The sequence below is a fragment of the Desulfolithobacter sp. genome, from assembly GCF_054025815.1.
In genome coordinates this window covers 1-16,944 of the sequence record NZ_JBPMMS010000040.1, presented here as the reverse complement: position 1 = coordinate 16,944, position 16,944 = coordinate 1, and the positions used below count along the sequence as shown (strand labels likewise).

Sequence of the window (16,944 nt, the reverse complement as noted above, 5' to 3'; positions counted from 1 at the left end):
TTACATGGCATCGCCGGAAGCGGCACCCTGCATCTTGACCTCAACTTTCTCGGTCAGACCCTCGTAGTACTCGCGAAGCAGAGCGAGAACTTCGTCACGACCAAAGTGATCCGGAATCTCGGCACCCTCGGAAAGGGCCTTACGAAGCTTGGTACCGGAGAGGATAACCCGATCTTCCTTGCCATGCGGGCAGGTCCGCAGGGAAGCCATTCCGTCACACTTGTAGCAGTAGAAGGTCCAGTCGATCTTCATGGGCTTGCAGAGCAGGTCCTTGGAAGAGTCACCGGTTTTTGGGATCCGGTCAAAAATCTCCTGGGCCTCGAACAGACCGTAGAAATCGCCGACACCGGCATGGTCACGACCGATCAGCATGTTGTTGACACCGTAGTTCTGGCGGAAGGTGGCGTGCAGCAGACCCTCACGCGGACCGGCATACCGCATGTCCAGCGGATAGCCGGCGTTGATGACGTTATCATTGACGAAGTAGTTGTCGATCAGAATCTGGATGGCCTTGACACGGACGTTGGCCGGGATGTCACCGGGCTTCAGATTACCGATCAGGGAGTGAATCAGAACGCCGTCACATACCTCGATGGCGATCTTGGCCAGATACTCGTGGGAGCGATGCATGGGGTTCCGCAGCTGCAGAGCGGCTACATCGGCCCAGCCACGCTCGTCGAACATACGACGGGTCTGAGCAGGAGTCAGGTACACACCCGGGTACTCCTTGGGATACTCACCCTCGGACAGGACCTTTACAGGACCGGCGATATTGTACTCTTTCTGAGCCATAACCATCTGGACGCCCGGGTGATCTTCCAAAGCAACTTCCCAGAAACGGCCGCCGACAGAGTCCTCGCCCTGGCCCTTGAAGACCATTTCACACTCCCACTTCTTGTCAGCCTCGGTCATTTCGTATTTTTCCATGACCTTCATGGTGGCGTAGATCTCACCGCCATTGACAAGAGCGATCTCGTCGCCTTCCTTGATGGAACCAGCGTCGTCGGCAGAGACGTCCAGGGTGATCGGTACAGGCCAGAAAGTGCCATCAGCCATCTGGAAGTTTTCACAAACTCCCTTCCAGTCTTCGCGGGTCATGAAACCATCCAGCGGAGAGAAACCACCAATACCCATCATGATCAGGTCGCCCTTTGCCCGGTCGGAAACCTCAACCTGCTTCAGGCTTTTTGCTTTTTCCAGCTCTGCCTCACGCTCCTCTCCATGAAGCAGGGCACAGACAAGACCTCTTCCGCCGTGGGGTGGTACCAACTTTGAGAACATAATTTTTCCTCTCTCGTTAAGTTTAGAATTACCGTTTAGTTCAACATAACCTACTTTCAGACCGGATACATCAGTCGCCTTGAAACTCCTCCTCCCTCAGGCTGATGTTACTGAACCGGTATTCAGAAATCCCTGTTATATAAAGACCAGGGTCTGAGTATGTCAAGCAAAAAAATCCGTTTCTCGATCCATGGTTCCGCAAATCCCTTAGAGCCAGAAATAATGGAACCCGAACAATGTTCAGACCGGAGAAGATCTGATTCTTCCAAGCCTGTACCCGTTAAAACATGGACATGGCCATCACGCCCCCTGGGGCGACGTATACTGCGATCTGCCGACAAACACAAAAAAAGCTCTGACAGCGTGCAGGCAGAGCACTCTGTCAGAGCCAGAGCAGTCCAGCCCGAAGCAAATGGATGCCCAGGCCGGATACCGGCAATTGTCAGTTGTGCCAGACCCCGTTTTCAAAAATAATTCTGTCGCTGCCCTTCCGCACCCGGTCTGTACCACCCGGAGAAGAAGTGTCGTGTACCTGGGTGGCATCCGAACCTGGCACGGCTACAGGCAGGGCTACTTTGAACTGTTCTCCGATTTTGGTCTGCGCAGATCCCCTATAGACAATTATCTTCCTTGCTATCCACGTCGATCCGTCACGAATTGCGTCCATTTCGTCAATACGGACCAAGTCGCCAATGTGCAGATCGTTCATGGAGCCCTGTTTTTCCACCCCTTCATCACTGTCGACCACAACCACCTGCTCGACCCTGAAGCTGCGATCACCGATCTGGACAAGGGAGTGGGCTAACGAGATCTCAAGAATATAACCATTGATCCCCTCAGCCAGCAGATCCTCACTCTCTTCACCGGTGACAGCGACCGGGCATAGCGTCAGCAGCAAAGAAAAGATCAGCGGGACAATACATAGCCTGCTCATCGTTTGTCCTCCCATAGGTATCGATGGTACCAGTATTTTATTAAAATCATATTACAAGTCTGTTCGGCAAAGATTACGCCCGACTATCATCCTCTCCCATCTACTGGATGGACAAATCCCGCCAGTACCGTAGTTTAGCTTTCATATCCGGGAGATTTACCGGAATACCGCTGCCGGGAGTATCAGTCGTATTGATAAAAATAATATCATCTTCGAGAATTGGGGAGGTAGGAATACCCCTGCCAATGGGAATCGCAGCGACAGGATACGGCTGCGAGCCAACCGTTACATGGTCATTGTCATCAAAAAAACCATCGCCGTTGATATCGAATACAGGCTCGTCAGGAGGAAGGCCTGTCTTGTAATCAAGCGCATACAGCCATGCTTCACCGTTACCGGCGCAAACATCGTTATCGGGCCGGAAGGTGGCGAAGAAAACAACCCCGCCGACCACAAGAGGCCGGGACACCACCCGCTCACTGGGAGAACTGTCCGCTATCAACTGCAGATACCATGGATCATTGCCCGGATTGCTTCCTTCAACAACCCGATAAGTGGCCACTTCGCCACTGATGGAGGAGGTCACCTCAGTAGAAACCAAGGCTACCAAACCGTCAAGACCAACGGTTTCCGTCGACGCGGCAAGATTGTCCTTGATACCGAAAAAGTACTGCTGTTCGGTGGTGTATTTGTCAATCTGCTCCTCGTACTGGCCGGTTCCGAAATATATCCATATTTCGCCGTCAGTTTCACTGTATGCATAGGTTCCTCCAGCCCGAATCGGACTGCCGTGACTACCGGTGCCAATATCAAAAAAAAGTGACACCTGTGGTTCCTGCTCCTTGCCTATATCGGTCAAACGGAACATCCTTCCGTACAGATCGCCAAAATATAGCGCGTCAACGTAATCGTCAAAATCTATATCCACGGCCAACGAATCGGACAAGGCATTATCCAGGGACGAACTGGTCAGCGTACCATTGACCAGGGCGGCTCCTCCACCGGATCCGGTTATGGTTTCATTATCCTGGAACGAGCCGGAAATAGTGTTTGAAACAAGAATAAGAGAGCCGGCATCACCCTGGTCGAGTACTGTGCCGATGGTTGCAGTTGCCCCGGAAGTGGTGCCGGTAATTACCGAACCGGCTACAAATTCCGCGGTTTGCCCACCATAGGCCAGAGTATTGGCCACCTCGAGCTTGACCCGGTTGATGTCTACGCCTCCCGACTGCCACAGCGGTTCTCCGGTATATGCCTCGATACCGTAGACGTAGGCCTCCTTTGTCAGCTGGTTCGAGCCGGTATCAAAGCCGGATCCAAAAAAAACAGCCCAGCCACCGAAATCAGTGATGACTGCAGAATCATAGGAGACCCTTTCGACAGACGGTGTACTGGTGGAAAAACCAAGTTCAGCGTCTTCGAACTGCCAGAGATATTCAATGGGATCGGGATCGTCAAAATTGGTCGCAGTGGTGATGTCCAGGGCAAAATAGGCCCCTCCTCCGTTGCCCAGACCATTGACCAGAATGGTCCGCCAGCCGGGATCGGTTATATTGCCGTCCGTGTCAGTGACCACATATGCACTACCCCGGAATATATCGGCAACCACCGGTGAACCATCAACCATATACCTGTGACAGTAGTTAAACAGGTCACAGGCGTCGTAGGTCGGATCAGAGGTCGCCATGTTAAGAGTGTCGTGGACAGCTTCCGGATAGAACCGCCACTGCTCCACCCCGGTTGCCAGATCAAGGGCGTGAAGAGCCCCGTCATTTGAGCCGACATAAACCATGGAAGAACGACTGGCCGCATCGCCGTACTTGAAATACCGATAATTGTCAAAAGAATAATACCTCCTGGGAGTCTCGACAATAACCGGTGTCGACCTGATTATATCTCCAAGGTCCTTACAGATATAGTTGTCACCACTGAGGGTTGCGTCCAGGTACGGCAGCGCAGGACCGATACCGCCACCTCCTGGCTGGACAGTCCAGGCACTCTTGACCGCAGGCATCCTTTCACTCGCTGTCCAGCATACACAGTCGCCCACGATCAATGCCGGATCACAAGTTTCATTACCATCGCTGTCGTAACACTTCTTGAGTGCCCCGGTTTCAGGGTCGTAGGGGGTAGCAACAAGATCCCCAGACCAGTCAGCAGCGTTGAACTGGGCGTTGATAACAAAAGTTCCATGATCAACAGAAGTTGAAGGCGCCGGCGAAGAACCGTAAAAAAGCTGTTTCTTGACTCCGGTTGTCACCTGATTAAGGGCTTCTTCAAGAGCCTGCCCGCTCATGGCGAGAAATGGCAGGCCAACGCCATTTCCGTCTTCCTCATGCAGGGCGTACAAACCGTCCTCGGCATGACCACGCTCATTTGAAATTCTGGCTATCTCCTGTATCTGGGTTGCATCATCGATACCAAACCCGATAGCCACGGTGGTGACTTTGTCATCAGCCAGACTGTTGGTTTTTGCAATGACACCATCTAGTGTCGTTGCGATATTTCCGAGCCCGTCGGTTATTTCAATCAGGAACTTAGGCTGACAATCCCTGGTCGAATCGAAATAACTTCCGTCAAGTGCGCCTTTGGTGCCGTTGAAATACTTCTGGCCCGCAAGAAGTGATGGCTCAAGAGGGGTCATACCGCCGGCGATGACTGAATCGATGGTGGCCTTCAACACCTCTGTTTCAGCCACTGTGCGCTGTTTTACCCCTTCGTGTATCCTTGTATAATCGTCGCTTGGGCTATAATTACCTGTCCAGCTGCCAAAACCCCAGGATATGGCCCGGTCCTCGACCAGGTTTTTCAAGACATCTTTGGCTATCTTGATCCTGGTTTCCGTTGTTGCCACAGGCCAAGCCGGGATGCTGCTCCATGAAACAGTACTGGTTGTCCTTGTTCGGTTGGAGATGTTCAAGGCAGTTGTTGTAAAGGAGACTGCATCCGGAACCAGCTCACCGTAAACAGTTGCATTTGTTGTACTTGTTTTAGTGGTCCGCGAGGTAAACTGCAAGTATGCATTCAAAATAGTGGCACCCTGGGGAATGGATACATCCTGGAAGCGGATCCCGCTCAAATTGCTCCCGATATCGAGATCAACACTGGTCAGGGTCATGGAACCACTGTCATATTCCTCGGCATCGTCCTGGGTTGCAGCGACCCGAGTCTCAAAAATCTCTACTGTTCCGTTATTGTCAAATTCCACATGCAACAAAGGGGAGGCATACCATGCCTGATCGTAGGTTATGGCCTCACGCTGACCACCCAGATCATCAATCATGAACACCATGGAGTTACCGCTGACCCAGCCCGGCTGGTTCACTATTTCCTGAACGATGGATGACAAGTCCGGAGTCTTGGGATCGGTTGCTGAATCAAGCACATACATGGTGCTGTACATGGAACCTGAAATGTCCAGTTCAATCAACATAGCGGGATTGACTAGATTCTGGGCATAAAGCGGAACATCTCCGCATATGGGGCCAGTCACCAGCTCCCTGACCAGTAGAGTTGCCGTAAGCTCGTAATCAGGCAACACTCCATCATCATCATGAACAGTAATGATCCCCTCATGCGTACCGATACTTTCAAATTCGGAGCCGGAGTATTGCACCGGGATTGTTACAGATTCACCGGCGGCAAGAGTGCCGCTGGTAACACTGCAGTTAAGCCAGGCAACATTATCTGTGATGGAAAAATTCAGGGGGGCGCTGCCAATATTGGTCAGGATGAAACTGGTTCCAGAAGCCTGGATCCCCTCATAGGTGCTGACCCCCAGCTGATCTGCGGGATCGGTGGTGATCCTGGCCCGAGGGGTGAGTTCATAATCAATAACCAGCCTGGGAATACCCGGGTCATCCCCATACCCCTTTACCTGAGCACTGCCGGTACCCGTGAAGATAAAGGCCATGGCATTTCCACTTACCCAGGAAGGCTGGTCAACAAGCTCCTGTACTATGGCGGCCAGATCAGGAGTCACAATGTTATACTTACCACTCTTCCACTTATCAGGTTTCCATGAAACAGCAGCCGAACTTCGTGGCCTGGAGGTGATATCGTTGGTGATATATTCAAAGGTTACGGGATCCGGATCAAGCTGGCCACTGATGGTGACATCAAGGTTGTCGTTGTCTGATTTCCTGGAAAACTCTATTCTGGCTGATGTTATGAACGCTCCGGCCGGTACGGATACATTGGTAAAACGAATACCAGTGGCAGCAATATCAATCGTTGACTCATCGTATTTACCCTGGCCACCAAAGTATAAATCAAGATTGTATTTCCAGATATTCCCTGCGGCCAACTCCACCGCGTCGTCCGACTCCTGAATCACCTTTTGCGTGAAAGTTGTCGTCTTGCCGGTATCTGCCAACAGTGCGAAGACAATAAAAGAAAAAACAAAACACAGTGTTTGCTGCAACTTCATGACATCACCCTCACTACTTGGAAACCTTTTCCACGCCGACCACAATCTCCCTGGTGGCACTGGGTCCCCTGATCCCTGTACTGGCGATGAGATAGGAGAATTTAAGGTACTGCTTACTGTTTCCAGCAACCTTCCTGGGCGGCGAGCTCCTTGCTATGGTATAGGAGTAGGAAGCATGACCCAAATCCTGACCGCTGACCTCAGCCACCAGAGGCTTATCAGGATTCGCATTGATCCCGTTCAATAAAGGAGGAGCAGAGGAAGATCCTTTGTTTTCGATCCATTGAAAGGCACGCATCCAGCCACTTTCTGCGGCATAGAAAACGTCACGCGCCACTTTATCGTTTCCGGCTATGTTCAATTCATATGTAGTATTACGGGTAGCGAACACGCCCATAAGGGTTAGTACCAGCAAGGTAACCATTGCCAGAATCAGAACAAAACCTTGCTCTCCCTGCAAAACAGTGTCAAATATCAACCTGTTTATTTTGCTGTTCATTTGAACACTTCCGATTTTATAAAATTTAAGGTTTGTGTTTTTCGTCCTGAAATAGTATCATAATCAACTGTAACAGTAATTTTTTTTACCCCGCGCTCATCATATTCATCAACCCTTCCATCACCATCATTATCAAGATTATCATTACTCCACAGCTCAACAGTCCATGAAAGAGAATTAACACCATCAGGAAGGCCAGTCATAACTGTATGAGGGTTATTCGCAATATCTGCATCAAGATCAGCATGATCATATGGGAGTGATATCAGGTTTTCTATCTTTTCAGATAAAACAATCGAGGCAATTGTCATACTATTTGATGAAGAATTACCTTTTATGGTCGCTGTAACCATTGCATATATTGACAAGATACCTATTGCAAGTATAACAACAGCAACAATTGATTCTATCAACGTGAATCCTTCATCAGATGCAAGACTGAGTTTCATCTCATATACCCATATTTCTACACTGAACAGTCATAACAAGAAGCCGCCGCCTGTATCCGTCATTATATGGCCCCCAAACAGCACCAGAAGCGGTCGTATAAATTTTGTTGTTTTCAAATTCAGGATCTCTCTGTCCGGAACGGGCGAGAATAGATATCTGAACAGATCTAATATCAGCAGGAGTCGTCGTTACATTATTATCCGAATCAAGATAAGTAAATTCCAACCCCTCTATATTCTCTGCAATATCCTGCCAGGCAACTATCCCTGTTGTCGAAGAAAAACGCTCAAGATCTGTGCCGTTGAGCCGGTAGGCCACCTGCTCCATCTCTGTCATCTCCTTGCTTCCGTTCCCGTCTATATCTTCAACCGTTACATCTATAACCCCATCACCATCAAGGTCAGCGGTGAATGCTATTTCGTTAGCGGACGTTGTAACCGTCACCGTCCTGGTGCCGTAGGTAAATAACGAGCTGTCGACAAAACCGCTACCCGCGTTTCCCGTTGGGTCATAACCAGCCATCCTTATATCTCTGGCAAGGATACTGAGTGCCGCCCTTATATTCTGCTGCATCTCGGCCACAGAGTATTGCGCGAAATACACACGCTGCTGGCTGGTGTATGTGGAGTAAATAGCAACAGATATAATTCCGGAAATCAAGAGCGTTATCATCAGCTCAACCAGAGTGAAACCTTCATCAGCAGGAAAGGATCGTTCACAATACATATCAATTACTCCACGAAACACCATCTTTACTCATCTCGATACGTATTCCTCCAGAAGCAGTTACAGTTACCTTATACCACCTGTCGCTGTCCTCGTTGCGCAACTGGATATTTCCGGACTGACTGCCACAAGTTACAGATGTCGAGGTAAAACACAGAGAGGATGATCCACCTATAGAGGCAGAGTCGACGAACACCCCATCGGGAACAGAATACGAAACCAGTACACTTTCATTTCCGTCCCTCGTTCGGTTGCAGGCAATTCCTCCTGCTCCATTACCGTCATCTGCAAAAACCGTATACCCCCCACCACCTGCGCCGGGATTATCGGGATCGTAAACCGAAAAAGAAACCCCGATGCAGATGTTTTCCCTGACTGCCCTTGATTTCGCATCCTGCAGGGAAGAATACATATCCTGCGCCGCGGCCTTGAGCCGCATATTAGGGAGCCAGGACTTCAAAGAGGGCCCGGCAATAGCGGCCATAATACCGATCATTGCCACAACCATCATCACTTCGACCAGGGTAAATCCGGATTTTCCACCAGGAGTGGAAATCGTTTTTCTTTTTTTACTCATTTGTCTGGTGTCCTGCACAGAGTGTTCCGCCAGAGAGAAGGTGCCACCCTGGCTTTGCAAAAAGAACGCCACAGAAATAACTTAAATCCTAAAAGAAGAAAGAGATAGAATACTTTCCTTCATTATCAGCAAGTTAGAAACAAATAATCGTCAAGACACCACGATTCTTAACTTGCCGAAGCAGAAGCACACACAAGGGCGATATAAAAAAAGTTAACAGGGTTAAAAACTTTATTCACAGGGGGCTGATTATGTGCAGGCGAATATACAGGAACATCCGCATCAACTACACTCCTAACCCATACTCCTTTATCTTGGCCAGCAGCGAGGGGTAGCTGAGCTCAAGGAGCTCGGCTGCCCGGCTCTTGTTGCCGCCCACGGCCTCGAGCGCCCGGGCAATCAGCCGTTTTTCCATGATCTTCTTGGCTTTTTTCAGGGAATAGGTGTTGAAGAAATCGTCGATCCGACGGTTCTCGGTCCGGGATCCCAGGGTATCGGGCAGATTTTCCGGGAGGATGATCTGTTTTTCGGCCAGGATGGCAGCCCGTTCGATGACGTTTTCCAATTCCCTCACATTCCCCGGCCACGGGTGGGCGACAAGACGGCTGAGCGCCGAAGAGGAAATACCCCTGACCTCAAGCCCGGTCGCCGCATTGACCTTGGCAAGAAAATGGTCGGCCAGTAACGCAATATCCTCGATCCGCTCCCGCAGGGGCGGCAGATGGATCTCCACCACGTTGAGACGGAAATAGAGGTCTTCTCGAAACCGGCCCGCCTGCACTTCCCGGGCAAGATCCTTCGCTGTTGCACAGAGGATGCGAACATCCACAGGTATCTCCCGGGTGCCGCCTATCCGCCGTATTGTCCGCTCCTGCAGCACCCGCAAAAGCTTTACCTGCATACCAAGAGGAAGCTCACCGATTTCATCAAGAAACAGGGTTCCGCCTTCAGCCTGCTCGAAAAGACCCTTTCTATCCTGGTCTGCGCCGGTAAAGGCGCCACGCATGGAACCAAAAAATTCACTTTCAAGCAGATTTTCCGGGATGGAGCCGCAGTTGATGGCCAGAAACGGCCTGTCCCGGCGTGGACTTTCAGCATGGATGCCGCGTGCGATCAGCTCCTTACCGGTCCCCGACTCGCCGGTGATGAGCACAGTGGTGGTATGGCGGGCCACCTTGAGAGCCAGGGAAAACACCTCGTGCATAGCCTTGCTCCCGGCCACCATACCCTTGAATCCCTGCCGGCTCTCCAGATCGGCCAGCCGCTCTTTCAGCCGGACATTTTCCTGCCGCAACCGCTCCCGTTCACAGGCCTTTTTCAGGGTCAGGAGGATCTCATCGGCCTTGAAAGGCTTGCTGATATAATCATAGGCCCCTTCCTTCATGGCGTCAATTGCACTGTCAACAGTGCCAAAAGCAGACATCATGATAATGGTCGCCCCATGGGAAATCTGCCGGGATTCCCTCAGAAAGCCCATTCCATCCAGGTGCGGCATGCGGATATCGCAGAGTACGAACTGGTATTGCTTGCGGCCAAGCATCTTCAATCCTTCCCGGCCATTGGCTGCACAGTCCACCTTATAACCGTGTCCGGCAAGCATCACCGACAACATATGGCGCATGTTTTCTTCGTCATCGATGACCAGAACACGCTGTTCTGAATCGTTTCGCCCTATACTGCTCATGAATCACGACCTCCTGCAGCCATGTCCTGCCACCGGCAGCTCGATTTCAACAACCACACCTCCACTCTCCCGGCTCAAGAGACGCATGGTGCCCCCCAGGGATTCGACAATAGAGAGAGACACCGCCAACCCGAGCCCGGTTCCCTTACCCGGCTCCTTGGAAGTAAAAAAGGGATCGAAAACATTATCCAGTATCTCAGACGCAATCCCCACCCCGTTATCCTCGACGGATATCAACAAAACATCACCCTGGTCCTCTTCGGGAGAAACCGGCCGGTTTTCCGTCCGCAACACGATACGTCCCTCCAGGCCTGGACCTTCTTTTGCAGCCACTGCGTCGGCAGCATTGACCAGACAATTGAGAAATACCTGGCGCAGTTGCCCGGGATCGGCAACCACCAGATCTCTTTCCGCATCCAGATGACAGTCAACAGTTATTCCACGAAAAAGAGGCAGGTCATGAACCATGGCCCTTTCCGCCTCCAGCAGCTCATGGACCGACACCTCCCGCCGCTCACCTGTTGATACGCGTGCGAAATCGAGTAATTGACGGATAAGACAACTAACCCGCTCCAGCTCCTGTTCAGCCCGGTGGAGATATTCCTTCTGGTCTCTCCCCAATCCCCTGGCCTGCTTCAACAATCCCAGGTAGCCCTGGACGATCCCCAGGGGATTTCCTATTTCGTGGGCAAGCCCGGCAGCAAGGCGGCCCACAGAGGCCAGCTTTTCCGCCCGGACCATCTCCTGCTGTTTTTCCCTGAGCCTGCGGTTGGCCAGGCCCAATTTCCGCACCGACTCCTTGAGGGCTGTCCGATCCCGTTCAATACGACTCAGCATGCTGTTCAAGCTGGTAGCGAGGCGGGAGAACTCATTGACACCACCCTGCTCGACAAACAGCCTGGTTTCATTGTCTTCGTACCGGTCGGCCAACCTTGCCAGCCTTTCCACCGGACGCAACACATGGTTACTGATCCGAAAAAAACCTATGGTGCCAAAAATCAACAGATTGACGCCCATGTAGACCAGCATGATCATTTCGGCCCGTCCAAGGGCTGCAGCCAACTCGTCCAAAGACAAGACGACACCGGCAGCTCCCCCTGAGGTTTCACCGGGAATCGGCCTGGCCAGGACAAGGACAGGCCGGTTCCCTTGCAGAAGACCCTGCAACGGGCTCACGGTCCTGATCACCTCCCGGCCGGAGGCTGCCGCCCTGTCAAGCGCACGACCCAGTGCTCCGGCTTCACACCAGACAGTTCCGGAGACGGTTTCATCACGGCCGTCCATGATATAGCCGGCACAAACAACCTGCCCGCCCGAAACCAGGCGCTCAAGCGCAACATCCAGTGCCGAAGGTCCCGAACCAAAGGCAAGCTCCACCATGGCTCCGGCGTGACGAACCTCCTGATGCACCCCCTGCCGCTGCCAGAGCATGACCAGCACCAGGTTGACCAGCCCCATGGCCAGAGCAAGAAGTACGACCAGGGTGAGGGTTATCTTTACCTTGAGCATGACAAATCATCCTGTCGGCTTCCACCGGCCTGAGAGTCATCAATCTCCGGAGTTCCGACACAGATCTTGCCCTGCTGCCAGAACCTGGGCATCCGGTGAACCTGAGCGAACGGGGAGCGAAGAAAACGTTGCCCGGCCTGATCATCAGGCCACGAGTACAGCACCAGAGCAGTAAAGAGACAAACAGGTACCAGGATCATCAAAACACAGGTTCCGCTCTTTTCCAGGCTCCCACAGGATTGCCTGGAAAGAACCTGCATCTCTTGTTTGTATAGAGAAAACATCCATCCGGCAACCAGAACAAGCATCATCTGGCTAAGAGGCATAACAACAAGACCGCTTACAAGGGCGTGCACAGACGCGCCGCCCAGAGAACCAAGCAATGCTGGATACAATATCCGACTTTCCTGGTCTGTTGACCTGTCCATTACCATTTGAGCGTTCCGTATCCACAGGAAAAGTGCCCGGACAAAAAACAGCAGCACGGAAACAGCAACCGGCAATCCCCATTCACTGGCCAGCTGCAGGAGAACGTTATGTGGATGAGAGGCCACCAGGTTGGAATCACAGGCGAAATGCATAGGGCCTACTCCCAGTAAAGGATGCTGCCGGATCATCTCCAGCGCCAGGGTCCAGAGGACCATTCGGCCGGGAGAATGGAGTAGATCGCGCCTGATACTCTGAGCCACCACCGACGAGATATCCGCCGAAATGAACACTGGCAGAACAAGAAAAATCAGGACATAGGCCATAAGCCCTGCCAGGAGCACGATGGCCTGCAACTTGAACCATGGCCAGCCCCGGCGACCGAAGACCACGGCCACAAGCACACCTGCCGCCAGCATGGCGACCAGGGTGCCCCTGGTTCCAGAAACAAAGAAAAGAAACCACCAGGACGAACCAATAAGCACGGTAATCAGCCTGACCAGAGGGTACCTGCCCCAAAAAAACCAGGGCAGAACCACCAATGGCAGGGTCCAGGTCTGGAACTGGCTGAAAAAGCGAATATTGGAAAAAGACCAGAACAGGGCCCGCTGTTCAAAAGACAGGGAGCTGGCGAGGACACTCACATAAAAAGCCACGAAACCGGCCAGGTAGGCCCAGCCGACCACCAGAACGCCAAGAACCATCACCCGGTCAAAAAGCCGGCCCAGCTCCTGCCGGACAACTGCCACGGAAAGAGCGGCGATAAACAGGCAGACAAAGAGAGTCAGCTCCAGGAAGGCATATTGTACGGAAACAGCGGCCAGGGAGGAGAGAAAACCGAGCAGTATGCAGGCCACGAGAACAGCCCGGGCACCAGAGGAGAGAGAAAAAAACAGCCGCAGCCAGGCGCGGCACAGGGAAGGGATGGTGGCAACGACCGTGCAGACCAGCACAAGAAGGATACATTCAAGGACCCGTTTCTCGTCATAGGTCCCTAAAATGGGCAGCAGCCTGGTGGTCGGCACGAGGACAATATAGAGAAAAACCAGACAGAGGATCAATGCCGCAGAAAACCAAGGCCCGTCCATGTCTTTGCCAAGGCAGTTCACGAAAAGCCCCCCTTTGTCTTTCAGCCCTGAAAAATGACCCTTGCTCCTGTCGCTATTTCATCTGAACAGGCAGCCACCGAAGGACAGGTTATTTCTTCTTCTTTTTCTGTTTATCAACCAGGTTACTGGTGGTGTAGATTCGCCCGTTTTTCAGAAGCACGAATTGTCCACCATAGGGATCAGCGGGAATTTCCGTCACCAGGCCGGTATCAACCAGCTCTTTGAGGGAAGCGGGCATCGTGCCATATTTTTCCCTGTACGCCCTCACCTTCTGCTCAAGAAAAAAAATCCTTTTCAACGCCTCCAGCCTTTTGCCCAGATAGGCTTTGATTCGCGGATCACTGGTGTTGCGCAGCAGGTCAGAGAGAAAAGCGATGCCAAGAGCTGTCTGCTCACCATAGAGACTGAACCGACCGGCAAGCCCTTTTATGTATGCCGGAGCATCCGGATACTGTGCCGCCTTTCGCAGATACCTGGCTGCAACCGCTGGTTCTTTCTGGAAATAAAAAGCATTGAAGCCAAGAAAATAATAAGGCCGATAGTCGTCTGGACGGTGCCGGATCGCCTTTTCCAGAAGAATAGTTGTCTCGTCGAACATTCCCGCCTGCCAGGGAAACATCATTTCGGCAAACAGGTACGGGTCCCAGAACCTGGGATCCAGCTCGGTGATCAGCTGCAGCATTTCATAGATGCGCTGCCACTCCTCGCGGGTCGGCTGGCCGTGTTCCCCGATCTTGAGCCCCATGAACGAGATGGTCTTGAGAAAGAGCAGGTCTGCCACCATCCCACGATATTCCATGGTCAGCAGCCTGGCCACCGGTGGCGGCAGCTCCCCGATCCGGCTGATGGTTTCATGGAAATAGGCGGAGCGAATACGGTAAACGGACGGGGTCAGGAGGGCAAAACCGATTACCGCGCAAAACAGGATGACAAGTGGCTGACAAACAGTTTTCAAACGATATCTCTTTGTTTAAAAACAAGGATCGCCAAAGCAAGGACCGCACTGATATATACAACCCCATAGACAAAAAGGGTCAAGAGCTCCAGCGGTGCCATGATCATTCCATGGGCAGCCTGCAGCTTCATATCAAAGGCGGCAAGATTAGGAAACACATAACGGGCCGCAGAGACGACCCCACGGGTGACAGGTGAAATTTCCACCCCCGGTATATCTGTGGCCAGAAACCGGGTGACATCATCAATGGACTGGCCGATCAGGTAAGTGGCAACGGTGAGCATGGTGGCAAGAAACGAACTGGTGGTAAGCGTACACCAGAGCACTACAAGCGCAGTCAGCAGGGCCACCCCGAGCCAGCTGCCCAGAACCGCCACCAGCACTGCTCCAAGAGAGAACGAGGCGAAAAAATGGGCCCCGTACAGCAACCGGCCCAGCCAGACGGCAGCAAAGGTGGCCCCGGTCAGGAGCAGCATCACCAGCGCGGCCAGGACCAGCAGACCGCAGTACTTGCCAAGAATATATTCCGCCCGGGAAACAGGACGGGAGAGTAAGGTGAAAATTGTCTTGTGTTCGATATCCTTGGACAGCAGGTTGATGGCCAGGAAAAAAGGGATCAGCAGCCCTCCCAGGGTCACGGAGGCCAGGCAGAAATCCAGGATGATCTTCGATATATCACGCATAAAAAGCCCGCTTATCAGCACGGCAAAGCAGCAGACTCCCAGGGCGAAGAGAAGAACACCGTAGAGTATCCGCTGGCGGATCCCTTCCTTGACTGTCAGGATCGTGGTTGCGTAGATTCGTTGTATCACGGGGAGTTGGAAACGATTCTGAAGAAAAAAGATTCCAGCGGCGAGGTAACCATATCTCCTGAGACCGCCTCCTGCTCCTGCAGTTCGGCCGGGGATTTTTCCGCCACCAGTTCTCCACGGTGCATGATGCCGATCCGGTTACAGATCCGTTCCACATCGGTCAGAATATGGGAACAGAAAAGAACCGTGTGCCCTTCCCGGTTATACTCTCGGATCACCTCCACCACCAACTGCCGGCCGAGCGGGTCCAGTCCGGACATGGGCTCGTCGAGAATCAGTATCTCCGGCCGGTGAAACATGGCATAAGCGAGCGCCGCCCGCTGGGTCATGCCCTTGGAAAACCTCCGGATCGGGGTATGGGCGGCCTGTTCCAGATCAACCTTGCGCAGCAGTTCCAGGGAACGATCCTTTATTTTTTTCCGGGTATAGCCGGCCAGGGTCCCGGCATAGACAAAATGATCAAAAAGAGTCAGATGACTGTAGAGACATGGATTTTCAGGCAAATAACCCACTATGGCGTGGCTGGCGGGATTCTCGGGCCCATAACCGGCCAGGATCACGGACCCACTGTCCGGCCGGACAAACCCCATGAGGATCTTGAGGGCTGTACTCTTTCCGGCCCCGTTGGTGCCAACAATACCAAAAACGTCGCCTTCCTGAACAGTCAACGAGAAATCCACCAAGGCGGTGTTTTTCTTTCGTAGTCCAGACGGGTAGGTTTTCCGTACATGACTGAGGTTCACTATGGGTGCGGGAGAATTCATAGCCTTACAACTAAACAGCCCCCTGGCCAAAAAGCAAGGGGGCTGCGAAGGACGAGTGGAGAGAGAAAAATAGTTCTGGTCAGGAACCGCCCATCCAGGTCCAGTCCGCATCGGCATCGGTAGGCAATGCCGTAGCTGATGTCGGAGCAGGAGCCTTTTCTGCAGTAACGTCTGTGTCTGTTTTCTGCCGCTGGGCGTAACCGGACGAGCTGTTGAGGGTTCCGAAAACCATACCGTTATTCGCATCGGTTAAAATATTAGTTGCTGTCAGGGCATACGCTGTAGTGGTGGTGTAGGCCTGCAGCGAGACATTGGGGGACGGGGTAAAGGTCAAATCAGGTCCACCGTTGACCCCATTGGTGTTGGTAACAGTGGTAGAGGAGGTGGTCAGTTCCTCGGCAGCTGCAAAAACGAGAGTGGGCATGGCCATCAGGCAGAGAGCCGCGCAAACGATAGTTGCTTTTTTCATGATATATTCTCCAAAGTACAGAATTTTTCAAATGTAATTACAGGTCCCATTAACTGTTGGCCGGGTATTCCTGCCATTCAGCATAGTATCCTTCCAGGTCGGTCTTCAGGTTGCGCATGTCGCTGAGGGCGGCGGAGTTCTGGGCCCTGGCCCGATACTTGGTAAACTGCGGGATAGCGATGGCGGCCAGGATGCCGATGATGGCCACTACGATCATGAGTTCGACAAGGGTGAAGCCTTTTTCACCATTCTTCCTTTTGTGATTTCTAATCTGCTTCAGCATTGGTTCCTCCTTGATTTGAGCAGGTTGACTGCGTATT

15 protein-coding genes are annotated in these 16,944 nt (G+C 52.3%); all 15 read right to left on the bottom strand.

What is annotated here, in order from left to right; all coding sequences use genetic code 11:
- Positions 1-1,281: a sulfate adenylyltransferase gene (sat, locus tag ACXJJY_RS11455; RefSeq protein ID WP_456387882.1), complete on the bottom strand. Its 1,281-nt coding sequence runs from the start codon at positions 1,279-1,281 to the stop codon at positions 1-3.
- A 442-nt stretch (positions 1,282-1,723) separates the two neighbouring features.
- On the bottom strand, positions 1,724-2,215 hold the full coding sequence (locus ACXJJY_RS11450; protein WP_456387880.1) for a hypothetical protein: 492 nt from the start codon (positions 2,213-2,215) through the stop codon (positions 1,724-1,726).
- Positions 2,216-2,315: 100 nt separating this feature from the next.
- Complete coding sequence (locus ACXJJY_RS11445; protein WP_456387878.1) at positions 2,316-6,644, bottom strand: pilus assembly protein; 4,329 nt, start codon at positions 6,642-6,644, stop codon at positions 2,316-2,318.
- Between the two features lie 13 nt (positions 6,645-6,657).
- The gene (locus ACXJJY_RS11440; RefSeq protein ID WP_456387876.1) at positions 6,658-7,143 is read right to left on the bottom strand and encodes a pilus assembly PilX family protein; all 486 of its coding nucleotides are present in this window, start codon (positions 7,141-7,143) and stop codon (positions 6,658-6,660) included.
- Positions 7,140-7,592: a type IV pilus modification PilV family protein gene (locus tag ACXJJY_RS11435; protein WP_456387874.1), complete on the bottom strand. Its 453-nt coding sequence runs from the start codon at positions 7,590-7,592 to the stop codon at positions 7,140-7,142. Before ACXJJY_RS11435 ends, ACXJJY_RS11440 begins: the two co-directional genes overlap by 4 nt.
- 1 nt (position 7,593) lies before the next feature.
- Complete coding sequence (locus ACXJJY_RS11430) at positions 7,594-8,319, bottom strand: PilW family protein (protein ID WP_456387872.1); 726 nt, start codon at positions 8,317-8,319, stop codon at positions 7,594-7,596.
- A gap of 1 nt (position 8,320) precedes the next feature.
- Entirely contained in the window at positions 8,321-8,914 is a 594-nt protein-coding gene (locus ACXJJY_RS11425; RefSeq protein WP_456387870.1) for a GspH/FimT family pseudopilin, read from the bottom strand.
- Between the two features lie 268 nt (positions 8,915-9,182).
- Positions 9,183-10,580, bottom strand: coding sequence for a sigma-54-dependent transcriptional regulator (locus tag ACXJJY_RS11420; RefSeq protein WP_456387868.1), 1,398 nt, complete (start codon positions 10,578-10,580; stop codon positions 9,183-9,185).
- A 3-nt stretch (positions 10,581-10,583) separates the two neighbouring features.
- A complete protein-coding gene (locus ACXJJY_RS11415) occupies positions 10,584-12,089 on the bottom strand; it encodes a sensor histidine kinase (protein WP_456387866.1) in 1,506 nt (501 codons plus the stop codon).
- Complete coding sequence (locus tag ACXJJY_RS11410) at positions 12,077-13,624, bottom strand: O-antigen ligase family protein (protein ID WP_456387864.1); 1,548 nt, start codon at positions 13,622-13,624, stop codon at positions 12,077-12,079. Before ACXJJY_RS11410 ends, ACXJJY_RS11415 begins: the two co-directional genes overlap by 13 nt.
- Before the next feature lie 88 nt (positions 13,625-13,712).
- Entirely contained in the window at positions 13,713-14,579 is an 867-nt protein-coding gene (locus ACXJJY_RS11405) for a tetratricopeptide repeat protein (protein WP_456387862.1), read from the bottom strand.
- Positions 14,576-15,391, bottom strand: a complete 816-nt coding sequence (locus tag ACXJJY_RS11400) for an ABC transporter permease (RefSeq protein WP_456387860.1) — start codon at positions 15,389-15,391, stop codon at positions 14,576-14,578. Before ACXJJY_RS11400 ends, ACXJJY_RS11405 begins: the two co-directional genes overlap by 4 nt.
- Positions 15,388-16,059, bottom strand: coding sequence for an ABC transporter ATP-binding protein (locus tag ACXJJY_RS11395; RefSeq protein ID WP_456387858.1), 672 nt, complete (start codon positions 16,057-16,059; stop codon positions 15,388-15,390). The genes ACXJJY_RS11400 and ACXJJY_RS11395 overlap by 4 nt, the downstream gene beginning before the upstream one ends.
- A 175-nt stretch (positions 16,060-16,234) precedes the next feature.
- Complete coding sequence (locus tag ACXJJY_RS11390) at positions 16,235-16,624, bottom strand: hypothetical protein (RefSeq protein WP_456387856.1); 390 nt, start codon at positions 16,622-16,624, stop codon at positions 16,235-16,237.
- Between the two features lie 49 nt (positions 16,625-16,673).
- A complete protein-coding gene (locus tag ACXJJY_RS11385; RefSeq protein ID WP_456387854.1) occupies positions 16,674-16,907 on the bottom strand; it encodes a type IV pilin protein in 234 nt (77 codons plus the stop codon).
- Positions 16,908-16,944 lie beyond the last annotated feature (37 nt).

What these genes read in the sequence shown, in the direction of transcription:
- ACXJJY_RS11430 (WP_456387872.1), bottom strand. Translation starts at nt 8,319, where the DNA reads ATGTATTGTGAACGATCCTTTCCTGCTGATGAAGGTTTCACTCTGGTT.
- ACXJJY_RS11420 (WP_456387868.1), bottom strand. Translation starts at nt 10,580, where the DNA reads ATGAGCAGTATAGGGCGAAACGATTCAGAACAGCGTGTTCTGGTCATC.
- ACXJJY_RS11445 (WP_456387878.1), bottom strand. Translation starts at nt 6,644, where the DNA reads ATGAAGTTGCAGCAAACACTGTGTTTTGTTTTTTCTTTTATTGTCTTC.
- ACXJJY_RS11440 (WP_456387876.1), bottom strand. Translation starts at nt 7,143, where the DNA reads ATGAACAGCAAAATAAACAGGTTGATATTTGACACTGTTTTGCAGGGA.
- ACXJJY_RS11390 (WP_456387856.1), bottom strand. Translation starts at nt 16,624, where the DNA reads ATGAAAAAAGCAACTATCGTTTGCGCGGCTCTCTGCCTGATGGCCATG.
- ACXJJY_RS11415 (WP_456387866.1), bottom strand. Translation starts at nt 12,089, where the DNA reads ATGCTCAAGGTAAAGATAACCCTCACCCTGGTCGTACTTCTTGCTCTG.
- ACXJJY_RS11435 (WP_456387874.1), bottom strand. Translation starts at nt 7,592, where the DNA reads ATGAAACTCAGTCTTGCATCTGATGAAGGATTCACGTTGATAGAATCA.
- ACXJJY_RS11385 (WP_456387854.1), bottom strand. Translation starts at nt 16,907, where the DNA reads ATGCTGAAGCAGATTAGAAATCACAAAAGGAAGAATGGTGAAAAAGGC.
- ACXJJY_RS11450 (WP_456387880.1), bottom strand. Translation starts at nt 2,215, where the DNA reads ATGAGCAGGCTATGTATTGTCCCGCTGATCTTTTCTTTGCTGCTGACG.
- sat (WP_456387882.1), bottom strand. Translation starts at nt 1,281, where the DNA reads ATGTTCTCAAAGTTGGTACCACCCCACGGCGGAAGAGGTCTTGTCTGT.